The 20,962-nt window shown below is 73.8% G+C and carries 15 protein-coding genes; 13 read left to right on the forward strand and 2 right to left on the reverse strand.

Annotated elements, in window-relative coordinates; translation table 11 throughout:
• Window positions 1-157 precede the first annotated feature (157 nt).
• The 13 genes from QBL25_RS30640 (at window position 158) to QBL25_RS30700 (ending at window position 18,982) form a co-directional block, all read left to right on the forward strand.
• On the forward strand, window positions 158-382 hold the full coding sequence (locus tag QBL25_RS30640; protein WP_409060174.1) for an MbtH family protein: 225 nt from the start codon (window positions 158-160) through the stop codon (window positions 380-382).
• A gap of 48 nt (window positions 383-430) precedes the next feature.
• The gene (locus tag QBL25_RS30645; protein ID WP_409060175.1) at window positions 431-2,866 is read left to right on the forward strand and encodes a LuxR C-terminal-related transcriptional regulator; all 2,436 of its coding nucleotides are present in this window, start codon (window positions 431-433) and stop codon (window positions 2,864-2,866) included.
• An 88-nt stretch (window positions 2,867-2,954) separates the two neighbouring features.
• Window positions 2,955-4,205 carry an MFS transporter gene (locus QBL25_RS30650; protein ID WP_409060176.1) on the forward strand — a complete coding sequence of 417 codons (1,251 nt, stop codon included), beginning with the start codon at window positions 2,955-2,957 and terminating at the stop codon, window positions 4,203-4,205.
• A complete protein-coding gene (locus QBL25_RS30655; protein WP_409060177.1) occupies window positions 4,202-4,966 on the forward strand; it encodes a sulfotransferase family protein in 765 nt (254 codons plus the stop codon). The genes QBL25_RS30650 and QBL25_RS30655 overlap by 4 nt, the downstream gene beginning before the upstream one ends.
• Window positions 4,963-5,373: a VOC family protein gene (locus QBL25_RS30660; protein WP_409060178.1), complete on the forward strand. Its 411-nt coding sequence runs from the start codon at window positions 4,963-4,965 to the stop codon at window positions 5,371-5,373. Before QBL25_RS30655 ends, QBL25_RS30660 begins: the two co-directional genes overlap by 4 nt.
• A gap of 15 nt (window positions 5,374-5,388) precedes the next feature.
• Complete coding sequence (locus QBL25_RS30665; RefSeq protein ID WP_409060179.1) at window positions 5,389-6,246, forward strand: thioesterase II family protein; 858 nt, start codon at window positions 5,389-5,391, stop codon at window positions 6,244-6,246.
• 15 nt (window positions 6,247-6,261) lie between these two features.
• Window positions 6,262-9,651, forward strand: coding sequence for an amino acid adenylation domain-containing protein (locus QBL25_RS30670; RefSeq protein ID WP_409060180.1), 3,390 nt, complete (start codon window positions 6,262-6,264; stop codon window positions 9,649-9,651).
• 38 nt (window positions 9,652-9,689) lie between these two features.
• Window positions 9,690-14,273 carry an amino acid adenylation domain-containing protein gene (locus tag QBL25_RS30675; protein ID WP_409060181.1) on the forward strand — a complete coding sequence of 1,528 codons (4,584 nt, stop codon included), beginning with the start codon at window positions 9,690-9,692 and terminating at the stop codon, window positions 14,271-14,273.
• Window positions 14,274-14,316: 43 nt separating this feature from the next.
• A complete protein-coding gene (cysC, locus tag QBL25_RS30680) occupies window positions 14,317-14,940 on the forward strand; it encodes an adenylyl-sulfate kinase (protein WP_409060182.1) in 624 nt (207 codons plus the stop codon).
• On the forward strand, window positions 14,940-15,899 hold the full coding sequence (gene cysD / locus QBL25_RS30685) for a sulfate adenylyltransferase subunit CysD (protein WP_409060183.1): 960 nt from the start codon (window positions 14,940-14,942) through the stop codon (window positions 15,897-15,899). Before cysC ends, cysD begins: the two co-directional genes overlap by 1 nt.
• Window positions 15,899-17,293 carry a sulfate adenylyltransferase subunit 1 gene (locus tag QBL25_RS30690; RefSeq protein ID WP_409060184.1) on the forward strand — a complete coding sequence of 465 codons (1,395 nt, stop codon included), beginning with the start codon at window positions 15,899-15,901 and terminating at the stop codon, window positions 17,291-17,293. Before cysD ends, QBL25_RS30690 begins: the two co-directional genes overlap by 1 nt.
• A 213-nt stretch (window positions 17,294-17,506) precedes the next feature.
• Window positions 17,507-17,752, forward strand: a complete 246-nt coding sequence (locus QBL25_RS30695) for a DUF2945 domain-containing protein (RefSeq protein WP_409060185.1) — start codon at window positions 17,507-17,509, stop codon at window positions 17,750-17,752.
• A 66-nt stretch (window positions 17,753-17,818) separates the two neighbouring features.
• Window positions 17,819-18,982, forward strand: a complete 1,164-nt coding sequence (locus QBL25_RS30700; RefSeq protein ID WP_409060186.1) for a spore photoproduct lyase family protein — start codon at window positions 17,819-17,821, stop codon at window positions 18,980-18,982.
• Between the two features lie 428 nt (window positions 18,983-19,410).
• On the opposite strand, the gene QBL25_RS30705 is transcribed toward QBL25_RS30700, so the two are convergent.
• Together QBL25_RS30705 and QBL25_RS30710 are read right to left on the reverse strand one after the other, a co-directional pair.
• Window positions 19,411-19,968, reverse strand: a complete 558-nt coding sequence (locus tag QBL25_RS30705; RefSeq protein ID WP_409060187.1) for a DUF305 domain-containing protein — start codon at window positions 19,966-19,968, stop codon at window positions 19,411-19,413.
• A gap of 126 nt (window positions 19,969-20,094) precedes the next feature.
• Entirely contained in the window at window positions 20,095-20,922 is an 828-nt protein-coding gene (locus tag QBL25_RS30710) for a DUF1996 domain-containing protein (RefSeq protein ID WP_409062827.1), read from the reverse strand.
• Between the last annotated feature and the right edge of the window lie 40 nt (window positions 20,923-20,962).

The raw sequence follows: 20,962 nt of genomic DNA on the forward strand, positions 1-20,962 counted from the left end.
CCATCTGACAAGGTGTTTCGCTGAGTTGACATAGTCCGGGCGGTCGGCCGGAGCGAATTGACATAGTCCGGCCGCGGTTCTGGCGGGCCCTCGCCCGGTGGCTAGCTTTGCATCGGTATTGAACTTCCCCGCCGAATGCAGAAGCCGGAGAAAAACAATGATCAATGCTGCCGTTGAGACCTACTGGGTCGTCGTCAACGACGAGGAGCAGTACTCGGTGTGGCCGACCGGCCGCGAGGTCCCGGAGGGCTGGCGGACCGCCGGGGTGACCGGTCCCAAGGACGACTGCCTGGCCTGGATCGACGCGAACTGGACCGACATGCGGCCCCTGAGCCTGCGGCGCGCCATGGGCGACGCCCCGGCCGCCTCCGCCTCCGCCTGACCGCGTCCGCGACTCGCCGAACCGATCAAGGAGGGGGAACGAGCTGTGATGGCCCATTGGCAGCAACTGCTCGATGAGCTGGTGGCCCCGGGTGGATCCGCCCGCGGGCTCGAGATCGCCGGGGACGCCTGGAGCGGCAAGACCCGCCGCCTGGACGAACTCGCCCGCCGGGCCGCGAGCAGCGGATGGTCCGTCGCCCGTGGCCGTCCGGGCCGGCTCCAGGACTCGGCGCCGTTCGGGCTGTTCCTCGACGCCCTGGACGATCTGGTGACCGCCCGGGGCGGGGAGCTGCGCGCCCGGCTCGGCGACGAGGAGCAGGAGCGGCTCGCCGCCCTGTTCCCCTCGATGAGCCAGGGGGTGCCGCACGACCACCCCTCCTGCGATCTGTACCGCGAGTGCCGGGCGATCCGCAGCCTGCTGCGTGAACTCGCCGGGGGGCCGGACGAAGCCGGTGGGCCGCATGAAACCAGTGGGCCCGGTGAAGCCAGTGGGCCGCATGAAGCCGATGGGCCGGACCAAGCCGGTCGGCCGGGCGAAGCCGGCGCACCCGGCGGACACGGCCTGCTGCTGATCCTCGACGACCTGCACCGGGCCGACGCCGACTCGCTCGACCTGCTCGGCTATCTGCTGGAGCGGCCGCCGACCGGACCCGTCCTCATCGCGGTCGCGCACCGCCCGCGCCAGCTCGACCACCGCACCCACACCCTGCTCGCCGACGCCGCGGCCCGCGGCTTCGCCCACCGCGTCGAACTCGTCCCGTACGCCCTGGACGACCCCGAGCTGACCTCGCTCGTGCCGCCGGGCGTCGACGAGCGCACCCGGCTCGCCCTGCTGCGGCGCAGCGGCGGCAACCCCGGGCTGCTGCTCGCGCTCGCCGCGACCGGCACCCAGGCGCCTTTCGCCGTCCCGCCCGAGCCGCCCGCCCGGGTGGCCGCGGCCCTGCTCGACGACTTCCAGGGGCTCGGCCCCTCCGGACGGGCCATGGTCGGCGCCGCCGCCGTGCTCGGCGACTCCTTCGACTTCGCCGTCGCGGCCGCCGTCGCCGGACTCGACGAGGGCGACGCGAGCGCCGGACTCGACGAGGCGCTCGCCGAGGACCTCGTGCGGCCCGTCGGCGAGGGACCCGACTACTGCTTCCGGGACGCCGTCGTACGGGCCGTCGCCTACCACTCTGCGGGCCGCGGCTGGCGCTCCGGCGCCCACGCCCGGGCCGCCGCCGCCCTGCGCTGCCACCGGGGCCCGGCGGAACTCCGGGCCCAGCAGCTCCTGTACGCGGTCGAGGTGGCCGACGACGAGGACGTACGCGCCCTGGTGGACGCCGCCGAGGACGCGGCTCCGCGCGACCCCGCGGCGGCCGTCCGCTGGGCCCGGCACGCGCTGCGGCCCGCCGTCACCGCGGACGCCGCGCTGCGGACCCGCGCCCAGAGCGTGCTCGGCCGTGCGCTGCTGCACAGCGGGGAGTTCGAGGAGGGCGCGGCCGTCCTCCAGCGGCTGCTCGCACCCGGCGCGGACCTTCCCGCCGAGCGGCGCTCCGAAGCCGTCGCCGCGCAGGCCCTGGCCCACCGGCTGCTCGGCCGCCCCGAGGCGGCCCGCCACCTCCTGGACGACGAACGCCCCGGCACGGCGGCGTGCGCGGGGGACTGCGCCGCCGACGGCGAAGGCGTGCGGCCCGGCTGCTGCACGCTGCGCCTCGCCAGGACCGCGCTCGTCCTGGAGGCCGGCGGCCCGTGGACCGGCGCCGACCGCGCCGCGCTCACCGCGCTCGCCGCAGGTGCCGGTGCCGGTGGCGGTGTGGTCCAGGATCCGGCCCCGCTCGCCGCCCTCGCCGCCACCGAGGCGCAGTTCGGGCGCATGTCCCTGGCCGCCGAGCACGCCGAGCGGGCCGCGGCCCTGGTCGACGCGCTCCCCGACGAGACGCTCGCCGCCCATCTGGAAGCCGTCCAGTGGCTGGCCGGTACCGAACTGTTCCTCGGCCTGCCGCGCGCCGCCGAGACCCACCTGGAGCGGGCGGTCGCCCTGGCCCGCCGCTTCGGCCAGCAGCACCTGGCGCCCCGGCTGCTCGTCGGCCTCGGCCAGGCGCGCATGCGGCTCGGCTACTTCCCCGAGGCGCTGGCCTGCGCCGACGAGGCCGACCACATCGCACGGGACACCGGCGCCACGCCCATGCTCGCGCTCGCCGCGGGGCTGCGCGAGGAGCTGGACCTGCTGCACGGAGTGCCCGGACCCGTCCCCCAGGAGCCGGCCTCGCTGCTGCCCGAACTGAGCGGACGCGAGCGGGAGATATCCGTCCTGGTCAGCCAGGGGCACACCAATCAGCGCATCGCGCGCTCCCTCGAACTGAGCCCGAAGACCGTGGAGACCTACCTCGCCCGCATCTTCAAGAAGCTCGGCGTGTGCTCACGGGCCGAGGTCGCCGCGATGGTGGGCCGCGCCGCCCACCTGGGCTCCCAGGAGCCGGTCCCCACGGCAAGGCCCGCGGCATGACCCGGCCCCCGGCACACAAAGCAGCGGCCGCCCGCGGACCGCACGACGTCCGTGGAGCCCGAGCGGCCCGTCGCGAGAGGACGGCGCTGTGACCTCCGTGACCGAGGCCGGGGCGGCGGCCGGGGAAGGAAGTGGTTCCGCGCGGCTCGGTGGGCCCTTCTGGCGGCTGTGGACCACCACCTTCGTCGCCTCCTGGGGCGACGGACTGCGGCTCGCCGCACTGCCGCTGACCGCCGCTCTGTTCACCCGCGACCCGATGCTGCTGTCCCTCGTGACGTTCGCGGGCCAGCTGCCCTGGGTGCTCGCCGGGCCCTTCGCCGGGGCCTTCGTGGACCGGCACGACCAGCAGCGCGTCATGTTCTGGTCCGACGTCTCGCGGGGCGGTGTCGCCGCCCTGTTCACGCTCGCCCTGTTCACCGGCCACGGCCACATCGCGCTGCTCGTGGCGTTCGCCCTGGTCATGGGGGTGATGGAGACCCTGCGCGACAGCGCGGCCCTCGCCCTGCTGCCCCGCCTGGTCGCCGCCCCCGTGCTCGACAAGGCCAACAGCCTGCTCCAGGGCGTCGCCATGCTCTGCGTGGAGCTGGCCGGACCACCGCTCGCCGCACTGCTCCTCGTCGCCGGCACCTCCTTCCCGTACGCCGTCGACACGGCCACCTTCGTGCTGTCCGCGCTCCTGATCGCGGGCCTCGCCGGACGTGTGCCGCCGCTGCCCGCCCGCACCGCGACGACCTCGCTGCTCGCCGACACCGGGGAGGGAATCCGCTGGCTGTGGCGTCACCGGCCGCTGCGGACGGTGTGCGCCCTGGTCGGCGCCTTCAACTTCGCGCTCAGCGCCGTCGTCGCGGTCGCCGTCCTGTACGCGTACGAGGTGCTCGGCGTCGACAGCGTCGGCTACGGGCTGCTGATGGCCGTCATCGCGGTCGGCGGCGTGATCGGCGTCGTCGTCACCCCGGCGCTCACCCGCCGCCTGGGCCGCGAGCGGACCGTGCTCATCGCCTGCGGGGCCGCCCCGGTCTCGTTCGCCGTCGCCGGTGCCACCTCGCAGCCGCTGTTCGCGGCCGGAGTCCTGAGCACGGTCGGCATGGCGCTCGCCGTCATCACCATCGTCACCACCTCCCTGCGCCAGGCCCTCGTCCCCGCCCACCTGCTCGGCCGGGTCGGCAGCTCCTACCGGCTCGTCGCGGTCGGCATGTCCCCGCTCGGCGCCCTCGCGGGCGGTGCCACCGCCTCCCTGGCCGGTCTGCGGGCCCCCTTCTACCTCGCCGCCGCCGTCCTCGCCGTGGCCTGGGCGTTCAGCGTCCCCCTGCTCTCCCGCACCCCGAAAGGAACCTCATGACCGCCCCCAAGGCCGCGCGCACCGGCCCTGCCGTGATCGCCATGTGGAGCCCCCCGCGCTGCCGCTCGACCGCCTTCGAGCGCATGATGATCGAGCGCGGCGACCTGACCGTCCTGCACGAGCCCTTCAACGTCCTGGTCAGCAAGGGAAGTTACGAGATCGGGGGCCGCGTCCTGCGCGGCCAGACCGCGCTGCTCGACGCGATCATCGACCTCGCGGAGACCGGCGGACGCCCGGTCTACTTCAAGGACACCACCGACTTCCGGTACACCGAACTGCTCGCCGACCCGCGGTTCACCACCGCGATCCAGCACACCTTCATCATCCGCGACCCCGCCGAGGCCATCGCCTCGCACTACGCCCGAAACCCCGAACTCACCGCGGAGCAGGTCGGGTTCGGCCTCTGCCACGAGATCTTCGAGGCGGTCCGGGCGGCCACCGGCACCGTGCCGCCCGTCGTCGACGCCGACGACCTGGTGACGGACCCGGCCGGCACGGCAGCCGCGTACAGCCTGCGCACCGGACTGCCGCACCGGCCCGACGCGCTCAGCTGGCAGGCCGGCGAGCGCAGCGAATGGCGGGTCTTCGAGGACTGGCACCGCGACGCGGCGGCCAGCACCGGCATCCACACCCGCTCGGGCACCTACGCGGACACCGTGCACAACAACCCGCGCCTGGCCGCCCTGCACGCCGCCCAGCTCCCCTTCCACGAGGAGCTGCGCGCCCACCGCATCGGCGCCCACCGAGGAGCCGCCGCGTGACCAGCCGCTTCGAACAGCTCGTCGTGGACTGCCTCGACCCGCGCCGCCTCGCCGCCTTCTGGTGCGCCGTCCTCGATTACACCGTGCACGAGGACCGCGACGGCGACCTCGTGGAGATCGGGCCCGCCGCGCTCGCCCCGCTCGACGACCTGCGCCGCGCCCCGGTCGCCCCGCAGGTCGTCTTCGCCCGCGGCCACACCACGAAGATCCGCAAGAACCGGCTGCACCTGGACGTCTGCCCCATCGACCGCGACCAGGCGTCCGAGGTCGAGCGCATCGTCGCGCTCGGCGCCCGGCCCATCGACATCGGCACGGCCAAGGAGGCGAGCTGGACGGTGCTCGCCGACCCCGAGGGCAACGAGTTCTGCGTGCTGCGCAGCCTCGCGCCAGGCCACTTCGAGGAATAAAGGAGCGCAACGGGCATGAGCGGTTCACCCATCCCGCCGTCCGCGCAGGACCTTCCGCTGCCTGCGCGGGACGTCCCGCCGCCGGCGCACGCCGGACCGCGCCGCGCGGCGGCCGGGTCGCCCTGGCTGCGGACCTGGCACTCCGGCGGCCGGACCCGGCGGCGACTGCTGTGCCTGCCGCCCGCCGGCGGCGCGGCGCACGTCTACGCCCGGTGGGCGCCGCGCCTGCCCGCGGGGACCGAGGTGGTGGCCGTCGAACTGCCCGGCCACGGCACCCGCATCGGGGAGCGCCCGCTGACGCGGATGGCCGACGTCGTCACCGGCATCGAGACGGCCCTCGACGCCCTGCCCGAACAGCCCCTGGTGATCTTCGGGCACAGCATGGGCGCGGTCGTCGGCTGGGAGCTCGCCCGCTCGCTGCGGCACCGCCGCGGCCACCCCGTGCACGCGATGATCACCGCCGCCTCGCCCGCCCCGACGGCACCGCCGCCCGCCCGCTGGGCGCGCGGCGCGGCCACCCCCGACGAGGAACTGTTCGCGCTGCTCGACCACTCCCGCAGCCTGCCGGCGCAGCTGCGCGAGAACACCGAGTTCCTCGACCTCTACCTGCCCGTCCTCCGCGCCGACCTGGAGATCCTCTCCGGCCACCGGGCCCGCCGCGAGGACCCCCTGGCGTGCGCCCTGCGCGTGTACGTGGGCGCCGACGACCCGCTGGTCGGCGAGGCCGAGGCCTGGCCCTGGTCGCCGCAGGACATCGCGGGCGACCGCCGCCTGCGGATCTTCCCCGGCGGTCACTTCTTCCTGCACGAGCACCCCGGCCCCGTCCTCGACGGCCTCGCCCGCGACCTCGCCCACGTCACACCCGGCGCCTGAGCCCAGGAGCAGCAGATGAACCCCCAAGCCCCTCTCGCCCACACCCTGGCCGGGCTCACCCCGCAGCAGCGGGCGCGCCTCACGCTCGAACTGGCCCGCCGCAAGGCCGCGAAGAACCCGGCGGTGCCCGTCCGGCCCCGCACGGCGGACGCCGAACAGACCTTCCCCGCGGCGCCGGGCCAGGAACGCCTCTGGTACCTGCACGCGCTGGAGCCCGACTCCACGGCGTACGTCCTGCCCATCGTGCTGCGGCTCGGCGGCGCCGTCGACACGGCGGCCCTGCAAGGCGCGCTCAGCACCCTCGTACGACGCCACGAAGTGCTGCGCACGGTGTTCCGCGAGGACGCGGACGGCCTGATCCAGCAGGTGGTGCGGCCCGCGGGCCAGGTGCCGCTGCCGGTCACCGACCTCGCGCCGGGGCTGGGCGACGACGCGCTCTGGGACCGGGTGCGCGCGGAGACCGCCCACCCCTTCGACCTCGGGTCCGGGCCCCTGGTGCGGGCCTCGCTGCTGCGCCGCACGGAGAGCGAGTCTGTGCTCGTCCTGTGCGTGCACCACATCGTGGTGGACGGCTGGTCCCTGGGCGTCCTGGTCGGCGAACTCGCGGAGGCCTACGCCGCCTGCGCCGAGCAGCGCGCCCCGCGACTTCCCGAACTCGCCGTGCAGTACGCGGACTTCGCCGCCTGGCAGCGCGAGCGCCTCTCGGGCGAGCAGCTGGCGGAACAGCTGGCGTACTGGCGGGGCCACCTCGGCGGCGCCCCGGTGCTCGACGTACCGGGCGACCGGCCGCGCGCGGCCGAGCAGTCCTTCGCCGGTGACTCGGTGCCGCTTGAGCTGCCCGCGCCCCTGGTCGGACGGCTGGCCCGGCTTGCGGAAGGCGAGTCGGCGACCCTGTTCATGGGCCTGCTCGCCGGGTTCTCGGCGGTCCTGGCGCGCTGGGCGGGGCAGTCGGACGTCGTCGTGGGCACCCCGGTCGCGGGCCGCACCCGTACGGAGCTGGAGCCGCTGGTCGGCTTCTTCGTGAACACCCTGGCGTTGCGCGTCGACGTCGGGGGTGGAGTGTCCTTCCGTGAGGCGGTGCGCAGGGCCCGGCAGGCCGCGCTCGACGGCTTCGCCCACCAGGAGGTGCCGTTCGAGCGCGTCGTCCAGGAACTCGGCGTCGAACGCGGCAGCAGCCACCCCCCGGTCGCCCAGGTGATGCTCGCGCTGCGCAACGTCCCCATGCGGCCGCCCACCTTGGGTGACCTGACCGTCGAGGTCGTCGAACTCCCGCGCCCGGTGGCCCAGCTGGACCTGAGCGTGGAATGGGTGCCCACGCCCGACGGCGGTCTGACCGGCGCCCTGGAGTTCTCCTCCGAGCTCTACGACCGCGCGACCGCCCGGCGCCTCGCGGCGAGCGTCGTCGCGCTCCTGGAAGCCGCGGTCACCGACCCGGACACCCCGGTGGCCCACCTGGACGTGCTCGGGGCACCGGAGCGCGCCCTGCTGCACACCTTCGGCGGCCGGGACATCGACCCCTTCGGCCCCGCGTTGCTGCACGAGTTGGTGGAGCGCCAAGTGGACGCGGACCCGGGGGCGGTGGCGGTGTGTGGTGACGGTGTGGGGGAGTCGGGCAACTGGTCTTACTCGTATGCGGAGTTGGATGCGCGGGCCAATCGGATCGCGTGGTGGTTGCGGGATCGGGGTGTGGGCGCCGAGTCGCTCGTGGGCGTGTGCCTGGAGCGGGGCCGAGACCTCATCCCGGTGTTGTTGGGTGTGCTGAAAGCGGGGGCGGCGTATCTGCCGCTTGATCCGTCGTATCCGGCCGAGCGGATCGGGCATCTGGTCGAGGACGGGCGTCCGGTGCTGGTGCTGACGTCAGCGGGTGCGGACGCGGTCCTCGCGGGCTCGACGGCGGAGACGGGCGCGGACGTCGTCCGGGTCGAGGACCTCGCCGACGACCTCGCGCAGCGCCCCACGACCCGCCCCGCCGTTCCGCTACACCCCCTCAGTGCGCTCTGCATGCTCTACACCTCCGGCTCGACCGGCCGGCCCAAGGGGGCACTGCTGCACCACCACGCCCTCACCAACCGGCTGCGGGGCATGGTCGACCAGTACCGCTTCCACGCCGGCGACCGCGTCCTGCACAAGTCGCCGCTCGGCTTTGACCCGCACCTGTGGGAGTGCTTCGTCCCGCTGATGACGGGCGCCCGCGTGGTGATGGCGGCACCCGGCGGCCACCGCGACCCGGGATACCTCCTCGACCTGTGCGAGCGGGCCCGGATCAGCTGCTGCGACGTCGTGCCGTCCATGCTGCGCGCCCTGCTCGGCCACGGCGGACTCGACGAGCGCGCGGCGGGGCTGCGGCTCATGCTGTGCGGCGGCGAGGAGCTGCCCCCGGACCTGGCCGAGGAGTTCCTGCGCCGGCTGCCCGGCGCCGAGCTGCACAACATGTACGGGCCGAGCGAGACCACCATCGACGCGACCACCCACCACCTCACCGCCCCGGTCCCCGCGGGCCGCGTGTCCATCGGGCGCCCGGTGCCGGGCTCCCGGGTGTACGTCCTGGACGCGGACCTGCGCGAACAGCCGGTCGGCGTGCCCGGTGAACTGTGCGTCGGCGGCGTGCCGTTGGCGCGCGGCTACCACGGCCGCCCCGGCCTCACCGCCGACCGCTTCGTGCCCGACCCCTACGAGGCCGGGGGCCGCCTGTACCGCTCGGGCGACCTGGCACGCTGGCGGCACGACGGCACCGTGGAGTACCTCGGCCGCCTCGACCACCAGATCAAGATCCGCGGGCAGCGCATCGAACCCGCCGAGGTCGAGGCCGCGCTGCTGGGCCACCCCGCGGTCGACCAGGCCCTCGTCACCACGGAACCCGACGCGCACGGCGCGCCCCAGCTGGTCGCCCACCTCACCGGCACCGGCCCGCTGGACGCGGCCGAGCTGCGCGGCTTCCTCGCCGAACGGCTGCCCGCCGCCATGGTGCCCGGTTCTCTGGTGCGCCTGGAGGCCTTCCCGCTCCTCGCCAACGGCAAGGTCGACCTCAAGGCCCTGGCCACCGCGCCGGGCGAACGCCTCGTCACCGTGCGCGCCTACGAGCCGCCCCGCGACGCCCTGGAAGAGGTGCTCGCCGGGATCTGGGCCGACGTCCTGAAGGCCGAACGGGTCGGCGCCCAGGACGACTTCTACGACCTCGGCGGACACTCCCTGCTCGCCACCCAGGTGGTCTCCCGCATCACCACGATGCTGCGCGTCGAGGTCCCGCTGCGGGCCTTCGTCGGGGTGTCCACCGTCCGCCGGCTCGCCGCCGTGGTCCGCGAGGCCGCCCGGGGCGAGGGGCTCGACGCCGACCGGATCGCCGGTCTCGTCGTCCAGATCAGCCGTCTCGCCGCGGACGAGATCACGCAGCAGCTCAAGGACTGACCACCCCACGGCTCCACCACTTTGGAGGTACGACACCGATGGCCCTCGCGCCCTTCTCCGCCGACCAGCAGAAACTCCTCGACCAGCTCCTCGACGGCCAGGGAGTGGCCCGCACCGCGAGCGCCATCGAGCGCCGCCCCGACCCGGCGGCCCCGGCCCCGCTCTCGTACGCGCAGGAGCGTCTGCACTTCTTCGACCGGATGACGCCCGGCTCGCCGCTCTACGCGATGACCGGCCTCGTCCGGCTGCGCGGCGCCGTGGACGTCGCGGCCCTGGAGGGCGCGCTCGGCGACGTGGTGGCCCGGCACGAGGTGCTGCGCACCGTCTTCCGCCAGGCCGACGACGGCTCGGTCCAGCAGCTCGTGCGGCCCGCGACGCCCGTGACGCTGCCCGTCACCGAGGCGCGGGACGGCGGCGACGACGCCGTGCGCGAGCGGGTGCGGCAGGAGAACGAGCGCGGCTTCGACCTCGCCGAAGGACCCCTGCTGCGCGGCTCCCTGATCCGGCTCGGCGACGCCGAGTGGGTGCTCGTGCTGTGCGTGCATCACATCGTGGTGGACGGCTGGTCGCTCGGCGTCCTGGTCGACGAACTCGCCGAGACCTACGCGGCCCGGGTCACGGACCGCCCGCACGACTTGCCCGAACTGGCCGTCCAGTACGCCGACTTCGCGCTCTGGCAGCGCGAGTGGCTCTCCGGTGACCGCCTGGAGCGCCAGCTCGCCTACTGGCGCGGACAGCTCGACGGCGCGACCGCCCCGGAGGTCCCCGGCGACCGGCCGCGCCCCGCGGTGGACTCCTTCGCGGGCGACTCCGTGCGCGTGGAGGTGCCGGCGCCCGTGGTCGCTGGCCTCACCCGGCTGGTCGAGGACGAGTCGGCGACCCTGTTCATGGGTCTGCTCGCCGGGTTCTCGGCGGTCGTCGGACGCTGGTCGGGCCGCGGTGACGTGGTGATCGGCACCGCCGTCGCGGGCCGCACCCGTACGGAACTGGAGCCGCTGGTCGGCTTCTTCGTGAACACCCTGGCCTTGCGCGTCGACGTCGGGGGCGGGGTGTCCTTCCGTGAGGCGGTGCGCAGGGCCCGGCAGACCGCACTCGACGGCTTCGCGCACCAGGACCTGCCGTTCGAGCGGATCGTGCAGGAGCTGAGCCCCGAACGCCACAGCTCGGGCCGCATCCCCTTCGTCAACCACATGCTGGTGCTGCACAACACGCCCTACCCCGAGGTGCGGCTGCCCGAGGTCACGTTCGAGGTGGTGCCCCAGCACACGGGCACCGCCAAGTTCGACCTGGAACTCGAACTCACGCTGACCGCCGAGGGCACGCTCGCCGGCGCCCTGGAGTTCTCCTCGGAGCTGTACGACCGGACCACCGCCGAACGCCTCGTCGAGGGCGCGATCACCCTGCTGACCGCGGCCGTCGAGAACCCCGACGCACCCGTGGCCCTCCTGGACGTCATGGGCCCTGAACAGACCGACCGTATACGGCAGTTCAGCGGTCTCGAAGTCGACCCGTTCGGCCCCGCGCTGGTGCACGAGTTGGTGGAGCGCCAAGTGGACGCGGACCCGGGGGCGGTGGCGGTGTGTGGTGACGGTGTGGGGGAGTCGGGTAACTGGTCTTATTCGTATGCGGAGTTGGACGAGCGGGCGAACCGGGTCGCGTGGTGGTTGCGGGATCGGGGTGTGGGCGCCGAGTCGCTCGTGGGCGTGTGCCTGGAGCGGGGCCGAGACCTCATTCCGGTGTTGTTGGGTGTGCTGAAGGCGGGGGCGGCGTATCTGCCGCTCGACCCGTCGTATCCGGCCGAGCGGATCGGGCATCTGGTCGAGGACGGGCGTCCGGTGCTGGTGCTGACGTCGGCGGGTGCGGACGCGGTCCTCGCGGGCTCGACGGCGGAGACGGGCGTAACCGTCGTCCGGGTCGAGGACCTCGCCGACGACCTCGCGCAGCGCCCCACGACCCGCCCCGCCGTCGCCGTCGACCCCCGCAACCCCGCCTACGTCCTGTTCACCTCCGGATCCACCGGCCGTCCCAAGGGCGCCGCCAACTCCCACCACGCCCTCGTCAACCGGCTGCTGTGGATGCAGGACCGCTACCGGCTGGACGGCACCGACCGGGTGCTGCACAAGACGCCGATCGGCTTCGACGTGTCGGTGTGGGAGCTGACCTGGGCGCTCCTGACCGGCGCCCGGATCGTGCTCGCCGACCCGGGCGGCCAGCGCGACCCCGAGTACCTGGCGCGGACCACCGCGGCCGCAGGCATCACCACCGCCCACTTCGTGCCCTCCATGCTGAAGGTGTTCCTCGACACCGCCGAGACTCTGGGCACCGCACTGCCGCGGCTGCGGCGCGTGGTGTGCAGCGGCGAGGAGCTGACGCCGGAGGTCGCCGCCCGCTTCCACGCGCTGTTCCCGCACGCCGAACTGCACAACCTGTATGGGCCGACCGAGGCCTCCATCGACGTCACGGCCCACCACGTCACCGCCCCGGTCACCGGCCGGATCCCGATCGGCACGCCCATCACCGGAGCCCGCATCCATGTCCTGGACGCGGCCCTGCGCAGGCAGCCGATCGGCGTCGCGGGCGAACTGTGCATCGGCGGCGTGCCGTTGGCGCGCGGCTACCACGGCCGCCCCGGCCTCACCGCCGACCGCTTCGTCCCCGACCCCTTCGAGGCGGGGCAGCGGCTCTACCGCACCGGGGACCTGGTGCGCCGCAGGGCGGACGGCGCGGTGGAGTACCTGGGCCGCCTCGACCACCAGATCAAGATCCGCGGGCAGCGCATCGAACCCGCCGAGGTCGAGGCCGCGCTGCTCGGCCACCCCGCGGTCGACCAAGCGCTCGTCACCACCGCCCCCGACGCGGACGGCGCCCCGCAGCTGGTCGCCTACCTCACCAAGCCCGCGAAGCCCGTCGCCGCCGGGCACGACGCGCAGGTCGACCGGTGGAGCGAGGTCTTCGACCAGATCTACCGGGCGGGCGAGCAGCAGACCGCCGACCCGACCTTCGACATCTCCGGCTGGATCAGCTCGTACACCGGGCAGCCGCTCGGCGCCGACGAGATGCACGGCTGGGTCGACTCGATCGTGGACCGCGTGCTCGCGCTGCCGCACCGCCGAGTCCTGGAGATCGGCTGCGGCACCGGCCTGCTGCTCTTCCCCATCGCCCCGCACACCGAGCACTACCGCGCCGTCGACGTCTCCGAGGTCGCCGTGCGGGACCTGGCGGACAAGCTGCACCTGCTGCCGCCGGGCTCGGGCGAGGTGGAGCTCGTGCACGGCTCGGCCGAGCAGTTCGACGGGGTGGCCGACGACAGCTTCGACGTCGTGCTCATCAACTCGGTCGCCCAGTACTTCCCCGACGCCGACTACCTCGCCGACGTCCTCACGCGCGCCCTGCGCGTCGTACGCCCGGGCGGAGCCGTGATCGTGGGCGACGTCCGCAACCACGCGCTGCTCGACACCTTCCACGCCTCGCTCCAGCGGACCGAGTCCGAAGGCGCCGAGGAGGGCGAGGAGTTCGACCGGGCCGTCGCCGAGCGCGTCGCGCAGGACGCCGAACTCGTCATCGACCCGCACTTCTTCACCGCGCTGGCCGGCGACCGCCCCGAGATCGAGGGCGTGTCCCTGCTCGCCAAGCGCGGCCACCACCGCAACGAGCTGGTCAAGTACCGCTACGACGCCATCCTGCACCTCGCTGCGGAGCAGCCGCCCGCCGTCGGCGGCGCAACCGATGCCGACGACCACACCGCGGACCGCGCAGCCGACGCACCGGTCATCTGGACCGGCGCACCCGTCGCAGAGCTGGCCGCACGCCTGGCCGCCGAGCGGCCCGAGAGCGTGCTCGTCCCGGCCGTCGCCGACCAGCGGCTCGCCGCCGACCTGGAGGCCGCCCGGGCCGACACCGCGCTCGACCCGTCGGAGCTGGCCGCCGCGGTGACCGCCCTGGGGTACGAGGTGGTGCCCGCGCTGCACCCCGAGCGCCCCGGCTTCCTCGACGTCCTGCTCACGCGCTCGGCGGGACGCGCCCTGCGGCCCGTGCGCGACCTGCCGCTGCGGGCGCCCGACCGGGGCTGGGCCGCGTTCTCCAACAACCCGATGGAGGCGGCCTGGCGCAGCTCGCTCGTACCGGAACTGCGCGCCCACCTCCAGGACCGGCTCCCCGAGTCGATGGTCCCGCGGCACTTCCTGGTCCTCGACGCCTGGCCGCTGAGCGCCAACGGCAAGCTCGACCGCAAGGCACTGCCCGTGCCGAGCGCCGGACGCGACGCCGCCACCGCCGTGTACGTCGCCCCGCGCACCCCCACCGAACGGGCCGTCGTCACGGTCTGGTCGGACGTCCTGGGAGTGACCCGGGTCGGAGCCCTGGACAACTTCTTCGAGCTGGGCGGCCATTCGCTGCTCGCCACCCGGGTCACCGCCCGGCTCGCCGACGCGTGCGGCACCGAGGTACGCCTCGGCGCCTTCTTCCAGCACCCGACGGTCGCGGCGCTCGCCGCCCACATCGACGAGGAGGCGACCCGCCAGGTCACCGTCCGCGCCCCCGTCCGCCGCGCCGACCGCAGCCGCTACCGCGGCACCCGGCCGGCTCCCGCCGCCACCCCCGTCCCCACCGAGGCGACGGCCTGAGAACCGGGCCGACCCCACCAGGAGAGTGAGCACCACTGTGACCATGACGACCACGGCACGGGCCGACACCGCTCCCGCCCCCCTGCCTCCACCCCGGCCGGCCGATCCTGCGACGGCGGCCCCCTGCCACTGCACGTGTGGCGCCACCGTCTGGCTGACCGGCCTGCCCAGCGCGGGCAAGAGCACCATCGCGGGACTCCTCGCCGAGCGGCTCCGCGCCGCGGGCCGCCGCGTCGAGATCCTCGACGGCGACGAGATCCGCCGCTTCCTCTCGGCGGACCTCGGCTTCTCGCGTGCCGACCGGGACACCAACGTACGGAGGATCGGCCTGGTGGCGGAGGTGCTCGCCGCCAACGGCGTGATCACCCTCGTGCCCGCGATCGCCCCGTACGCCGACAGCCGCGCCGCCGTCCGGGCCCGCCACACCGCGCGCGGCGCCGCCTATCTGGAGGTGCACGTGGCCACGTCCGTCGAGGTGTGCGGCGCCCGTGACGTCAAGGGCCTGTACGCCCGGCAGGCCGCCGGCGAACTCACCGGCCTGACCGGCGTCGACGACCCGTACGAGACACCCGAGCACCCCGAGCTGCGTTTGGACACCCACCTGCGCGAGGAACGGGAGTCCGTGGACGCGGTCTGGGCGCTGCTGGCGGACAGGGGGCTGGTGTGATGACCGTGACGACCGTGACGACCGGGCTGTCAACCGCCCCGGCGGCCACGCCGACGCCCGCGCCCGCACCGCTGACCCACCTCGACGACCTGGAGTCGGAGGCGGTGCACATCTTCCGCGAGGTGGCGGGGGAGTTCGAGCGGCCGGTGATCCTCTTCTCCGGCGGCAAGGACTCCATCGTCATGCTGCACCTCGCACGCAAGGCGTTCGCCCCGGCCGCGGTGCCGTTCTGCCTGCTCCACGTGGACACCGGGCACAACTTCCCCGAGGTCCTCGACTACCGCGACCGCGCGGTCCTGCGCTCCGGGATGCGGCTGCACGTCGCCTCGGTGCAGGAGTACATCGACGCGGGCAAGCTGCGCGAGCGCCCCGACGGCACGCGCAACCCGCTCCAGACCGTGCCGCTCACCGAGAAGATCCAGAGCGAGAAGTTCGACGCGGTGTTCGGCGGCGGGCGCCGCGACGAGGAGAAGGCCCGGGCCAAGGAGCGGGTGTTCTCGCTGCGCGACGCGTTCTCGCAGTGGGACCCGCGCCGCCAGCGCCCCGAACTGTGGCAGCTGTACAACGGCCGCCACGCTCCGGGCGAGCACGTACGCGTCTTCCCGCTGTCCAACTGGACCGAGCTGGACGTGTGGCAGTACATCGCCCGCGAAGGCATCGAACTCCCGCAGATCTACTTCGCGCACGAGCGAGACGTCTTCCGGCGCTCGGGCATGTGGCTGACGGCGGGCGACTGGGGCGGCCCGACGCAGGACGAGCCGGTCGAGCGCCGTCTGGTCCGCTACCGCACGGTGGGCGACATGTCCTGCACCGGCGCCGTCGACTCCGACGCCACCACGCTGGACGCCGTCATCGCCGAGATCGCCGCGTCCCGGCTGACCGAGCGCGGCGCCACCCGCGCCGACGACAAGATGTCCGAGGCCGCCATGGAAGACCGCAAGCGCGAGGGGTACTTCTGATGACCACGATCGACCTGAGGACCGCCACCGACGCCGCGCCCGCACCGCGCGAGGCCGCGTCAGCCGAGGCCCCGGCAGCCGAGGCCGCGTCAGCCGAGGCCGCGGCACAGGCAGTGCACGCCGCGTCCTCCGTGGACACCCTGCGCCTCGCCACCGCCGGTTCCGTCGACGACGGCAAGTCCACCCTCGTGGGCCGGCTCCTGCACGACTCCAAGTCGGTCTTCACCGACCAGCTGGAGGCCGTGGAGGCGGCCTCCCTCCGGCGCGGCCAGGACGCACCGGACCTGGCGCTGCTCACCGACGGCCTGCGGGCCGAGCGCGAGCAGGGCATCACCATCGACGTCGCGTACCGCTACTTCGCCACCGCGCGGCGCCGGTTCATCCTCGCCGACACCCCGGGCCACGTGCAGTACACCCGGAACATGGTCACCGGAGCGTCCACCGCCGAGCTGGCGGTCATCCTGGTGGACGCGCGCAACGGCATCGTGGAGCAGACCCGCAGGCACGCCGCCGTCGCCGCGCTCCTGCGCGTCCCGCAGGTGGTGCTCGCCGTCAACAAGATGGACCTGGTCGGCTTCGACGAGAAGGTCTTCGCGGCCATCGCCGACCGGTTCACCGCGTACGCGGCGTCGCTCGGCATCCACGAGGTGACCGCCATCCCGGTCTCCGCGCTCCTCGGCGACAACGTGGTGGACGCCTCCGCGCACATGGACTGGTACGCGGGCACCACCGTCCTCGAGCACCTGGAGACGGTCGCCGTGGGCAGCCGCGCCACCGAGGCCCCCGCCCGCTTCCCCGTCCAGTACGTGGTGCGCCCGCAGAGCGCCGAACACCGCGACTACCGCGGTTACGCCGGGCAGATCGCGTCCGGCGCCCTGCGCGTGGGCGAACGGGTCACGGTGCTGCCGAACGGCCGGACCAGCACCATCACCGGTATCGACATCCTCGGCGAACCGGCCGCGAGCGCCCGCGCCCCGCAGTCGGTGACCCTGCTGCTCGCCGACGACATCGACATCTCGCGCGGCGACCTGATCGCACCGGCCGCCCGCGCCCCCGCGATCACCCAGGACGTCGAGGCGACCGTCTGCCACCTCGCGGACCGGCCGCTCACGGTGGGGCAGCGGGTGCTCCTGAAACACACCACCCGCACGGTGAAGGCGATCATCAAGGACATCCCGTCCCGGCTGACCCTGGCCGACCTCAGCCGCAGCCCCCGGCCGGAGTCCCTGGCGGCGAACGACATCGGCCGGGTGGTCCTGCGCACCGCCGACCCGGTGGCGCTCGACGCGTACGCGGACTCGCGCCGCACGGGCTCGTTCCTCCTGATCGACCCGGCGGACGGCACCACGCTCACCGCCGGGATGGCGGGGGAGGCGGACCCCTTCACCGGCTGAAACCCGTGCCGGGCCTGTGCCCTGCCCGCGCCCTGCCTGCGCCCTGCCCGCGCCCTGCCCGTGTCCCCCTCGGGGCACCGGCAGGGCGCAGGCATGCCGCCCGCCCCCTGCTCCCGCCGCCGGAATGCGCCGACCCCCGGGACACGGGACAGTGAGAAGCGCCGTCCAGAAGGACGGCCGGCGGATGCCGGGACAAAAAGGAGCGTGCGGATCGTGGCGAAAGACAAGAAGCTCGGCAAGGGCGACCAGGTCTCCTGGAGCAGCCACGGGCAGACCGTCCCGGGCAAGGTGAAGAAGAAGATCACGGGACGCGCCGACGTGGCGGGCCGGACCGTCGACGCCTCCAAGGACGAACCGCAGTACGAGGTCGAGAGCGACAAGACCGGCCGCCGGGCCGTCCACAAGCCCGAGTCCCTGCGCAAGAAGGGCGGCAAAGGCGGCTCTGGCGGCGGTTCGTAGCGGCCGCCGGGCGCGCGCACCCGCGTAAGGTGGTCGGACCCGACCGGGCGCGAAAGGGAACAGCACGTGGACCACTCGGCGGAGCCCGAGCAGCAGGCGCTCTTCGGCTGGTCGGACACCGCGCCGCCACCGTCCGCCGCCGCGCACGGAGCGTTCCGGGACAGCCCGCGGGCGCGCCGGATGCTCGACGTGCGGGAGGTCTACGCCGAGCCCGCCGCCCTCGACTCCCCGCGCGGCCAGCAGATCATGGCCCGGCTGCCGGACGCCCGCGTGACCGAGGTCGCGAGCCACTGGAACATCCCCGCCCTGCACGGCAACGACGGCAACATCGGCCGCTGGGTCCGCATCAAGACCGAGACGCTCGTCCTCGGGGTCAAGCACACCCTGGCGACCCGCCCCAACGGCAGATCGGCCGACTGGATCGCGCCGGGCCCCTCCAACGGCTGCGCGATGGCCTGCGCCTACTGCTACGTCCCCCGCCGCAAGGGCTTCGCCAACCCCATCACGCTGTTCACCAACATCGAGGCGATCGTCGCCCACGTCCGGCGCCACGTGCGGACCCAGGGCCCCAAGCCGGAGCCCAACCAGTGCGACCCCGCGGCCTGGGTGTACGACATCGGCGAGAACGGCGACTGCTCCGTCGACGCCCTGGTCTGCGACAACACGGCCGACCTCATCGCCGCGTTCCGAGGGCTGCCGACGGCCAAGGCCTCCTTCGCGACCAAGTTCGTCAACCCCGACCTGCTGGCGCTGGACCCGCAGGGCCGCACCCGCGTGCGCTTCTCCCTCATGCCCGCCGTCGACGCGCGGCTCCTCGACATCCGCACCAGCCCGATCGACGAACGCATCGCGGCCGCCGCCGACTTCCTCGACGCCGGGTACGAGGTCCACTTCAACCTCTCGCCGGTCGTGCTCCGCCCTGGCTGGCAGCGGGACTGGGCCGAACTGCTCGGCCACCTCGACGACGTCCTGCCCGCCCGCGTGAAGGCACAGGCGGCGGCCGAGGTCATCATGCTGACCCACAACCAGGCGCTCCACGAGGTCAACCTCGGCTGGCACCCGCGCGCCGAGGACGTGCTGTGGCAACCGGAGGCCCAGGAGACCAAGCGCTCCCAGAACGGCGCCCTCAACGTCCGCTACGCCCAGGACATCAAGCGGAACTCCCTGGCACGCATGCGGGAGTTGCTGGCGGCCCACGCCCCCTGGCTGACCGTCAGGTATGCCTTCTGAGGCTGAGGCACGCCTTCTGGGGCCATATGTCACAAGGACCACAGGGTCGTTGAATGCCTGTTCCGATCACGCGAGGGGGCGTCCTATCCTCGGCTGAGGAGTAAGGACGCAGGTCCGTGGCCGTACCGGCAGCCGTCCTGCGCCTTCCGTTCGGCGCCGAGCGGATGTCACCCGCGAACCAGCGGGAGCCGCATCACCGACGACGCGGCTCCCGCCAGAGCCCTTCGTGGTGGGAAATCCCGCATCTCACCCATGGAGGGCATCGCGCGAGGCAGCGACGAGGGGGAGCCTCGTTCCTCGCGCCAGGGCGGCCGTCGCCACCCCGTGCGCGGCGGCCGCCGTCAGCAAGCCGCTCCACTCGCACAGCCATGACATTACTCCCCCTTTCCTTCACCGTCCGCACACAGGAGCGGAGTTGGCACGAACTGTCAGGGCATCGACATCAGTTGCCCGGAGCGCCGGTCGGCGATGCGGGCGGCCAAGCGCCTGACCTCGTCGTTCCCCGCCGTGCGGGCGGCCGAGCGCGAGACGCGACGTGAGTGGCCGAAGTGGTCGCGGAGTTCCCGGAGGACGAAGCGGTCGAAGGCCGCTCCGGTCAGCCGCCGGCTCCGGGCGATGTCCTTCTCGGTGACCATGCCGGGCATGTCGTGTCCCCGGTGCACATTGGTGCCGGGCAGACCCATGCGGCGCAACAGGGGCCGCAGACCAGCGAGTTCCGCGTGGATCTCATCGGCGTGCCCCGTCGCCCAGGCCGCGACCTCCGGCGCCGACGCGCGGCCGGCGGCGAGATCGAGGAGCCGTGCCGCCTGGTCGTCCATGGGGATCAGCAACTGGATCCAGCCGGTGTCGGTGGCGGTGGCCCCGGCGAGGGAGGGAGCGGCAGCGGCGGTCGTGGGGGCGGCCGGGTCATCGGGCGGGGTCGAGCAGCCGCCGAGCAGGCACAGGGCCAGCACGGCGGGGGCGAGGAAGGCGGGTGCCTGCTTCATGGGGGGCTCCCGGTGGGCGGGCCCGTGCCCGGCCGGAGGGGAGTCCGGCCGGGCACGGGGCGTGCGGAGAGAGGGAGGGGGCGGACCGGGCCGAGCGAGGGGAAGAGGCGGCGCCGGACGCGCCGGTCAGGAGGGGTGACCGTCGGCACCGCACTTGACGATGGGGTTGATGCAGTCCCGCACCCGCCTGGCCATCTCCTCCTCCGGCCATACGTTGATGAAGTCGCCGTGCATCGTGTACCCCGCTCCCGAGGCGAGCCGGAGGTCCGCCGGGTTGCCGTTGACCGGGTAGCGCAGGACCTGGCGGAGCTTGGGCACCGGGACCGGGTGGGTGGCGGGGCAGGCGCCGTTCACCGGGTAGGACATGTGGCTCTTGTGGTCCGCGGAGTCGAGGTCCTTGCCGTTCCAGCACTGCGGGAAGTCGAGGTAGGACTCCAGCATCGAACCGGCCGGGCAGTTGACGAAGTCGGGCGACGAGCCGACCTCGCCGTGGTGCAGGCAGGACCACCGGGAGATCGTGTTGTCGTTCGGGCCGGTGGCCTTGGCGTTGCCCGCCACGATGCGCAGGCCGCGGGGGATGGGCTTGGTCCTGGCGATGATGTCGTCCCTGACCCCCTCGCCGAGGTAGTAGAAGGTGGTGCCGGTGGGCTCGACCGGGGTGTTGCCCTTGTAGAGGGTCGGCACCCAGTAGGCGGACAGGTCGGTGTCGGGCGCGCAGGTGCTCGCGGAGCCGTCCAGGCTGTCCAGGTCGGAGTGGGCGTCGGTCGAGGTGTTGCCGAAGAAGCTGTGCATGTGGGAAGCGCCGGGCAGCCCGGGGAAGATGATCGGGTCGTCGGGCGCGCGGTGGCTCGCGGGACACTCGGCCAGGAACTCGGCCACCCGGACGACGTCCCGCTGCGGCACGGTCGCCGCCTGCGCGCCGCTCTCGGGGAGCGTGACGCCCAGCAGCGGCAGGACGAGGGCCGACAGGGCGACGGGGAGCGGGAGTCGGCGC

It is taken from the genome of Streptomyces sp. SYP-A7185, from assembly GCF_046103685.1.
In the GTDB taxonomy this organism is placed as follows: domain Bacteria; phylum Actinomycetota; class Actinomycetes; order Streptomycetales; family Streptomycetaceae; genus Streptomyces.

Excerpts from the sequence above, each read along its gene's own strand:
- QBL25_RS30640 (WP_409060174.1), top strand. The coding sequence starts at position 158 with ATGATCAATGCTGCCGTTGAGACCTACTGGGTCGTCGTCAACGACGAG.
- QBL25_RS30645 (WP_409060175.1), top strand. The coding sequence starts at position 431 with ATGGCCCATTGGCAGCAACTGCTCGATGAGCTGGTGGCCCCGGGTGGA.
- QBL25_RS30655 (WP_409060177.1), top strand. The coding sequence starts at position 4,202 with ATGACCGCCCCCAAGGCCGCGCGCACCGGCCCTGCCGTGATCGCCATG.
- QBL25_RS30665 (WP_409060179.1), top strand. The coding sequence starts at position 5,389 with ATGAGCGGTTCACCCATCCCGCCGTCCGCGCAGGACCTTCCGCTGCCT.
- QBL25_RS30670 (WP_409060180.1), top strand. The coding sequence starts at position 6,262 with ATGAACCCCCAAGCCCCTCTCGCCCACACCCTGGCCGGGCTCACCCCG.
- QBL25_RS30675 (WP_409060181.1), top strand. The coding sequence starts at position 9,690 with ATGGCCCTCGCGCCCTTCTCCGCCGACCAGCAGAAACTCCTCGACCAG.
- cysC (WP_409060182.1), top strand. The coding sequence starts at position 14,317 with ATGACGACCACGGCACGGGCCGACACCGCTCCCGCCCCCCTGCCTCCA.
- cysD (WP_409060183.1), top strand. The coding sequence starts at position 14,940 with ATGACCGTGACGACCGTGACGACCGGGCTGTCAACCGCCCCGGCGGCC.
- QBL25_RS30690 (WP_409060184.1), top strand. The coding sequence starts at position 15,899 with ATGACCACGATCGACCTGAGGACCGCCACCGACGCCGCGCCCGCACCG.
- QBL25_RS30705 (WP_409060187.1), bottom strand. The coding sequence starts at position 19,968 with ATGAAGCAGGCACCCGCCTTCCTCGCCCCCGCCGTGCTGGCCCTGTGC.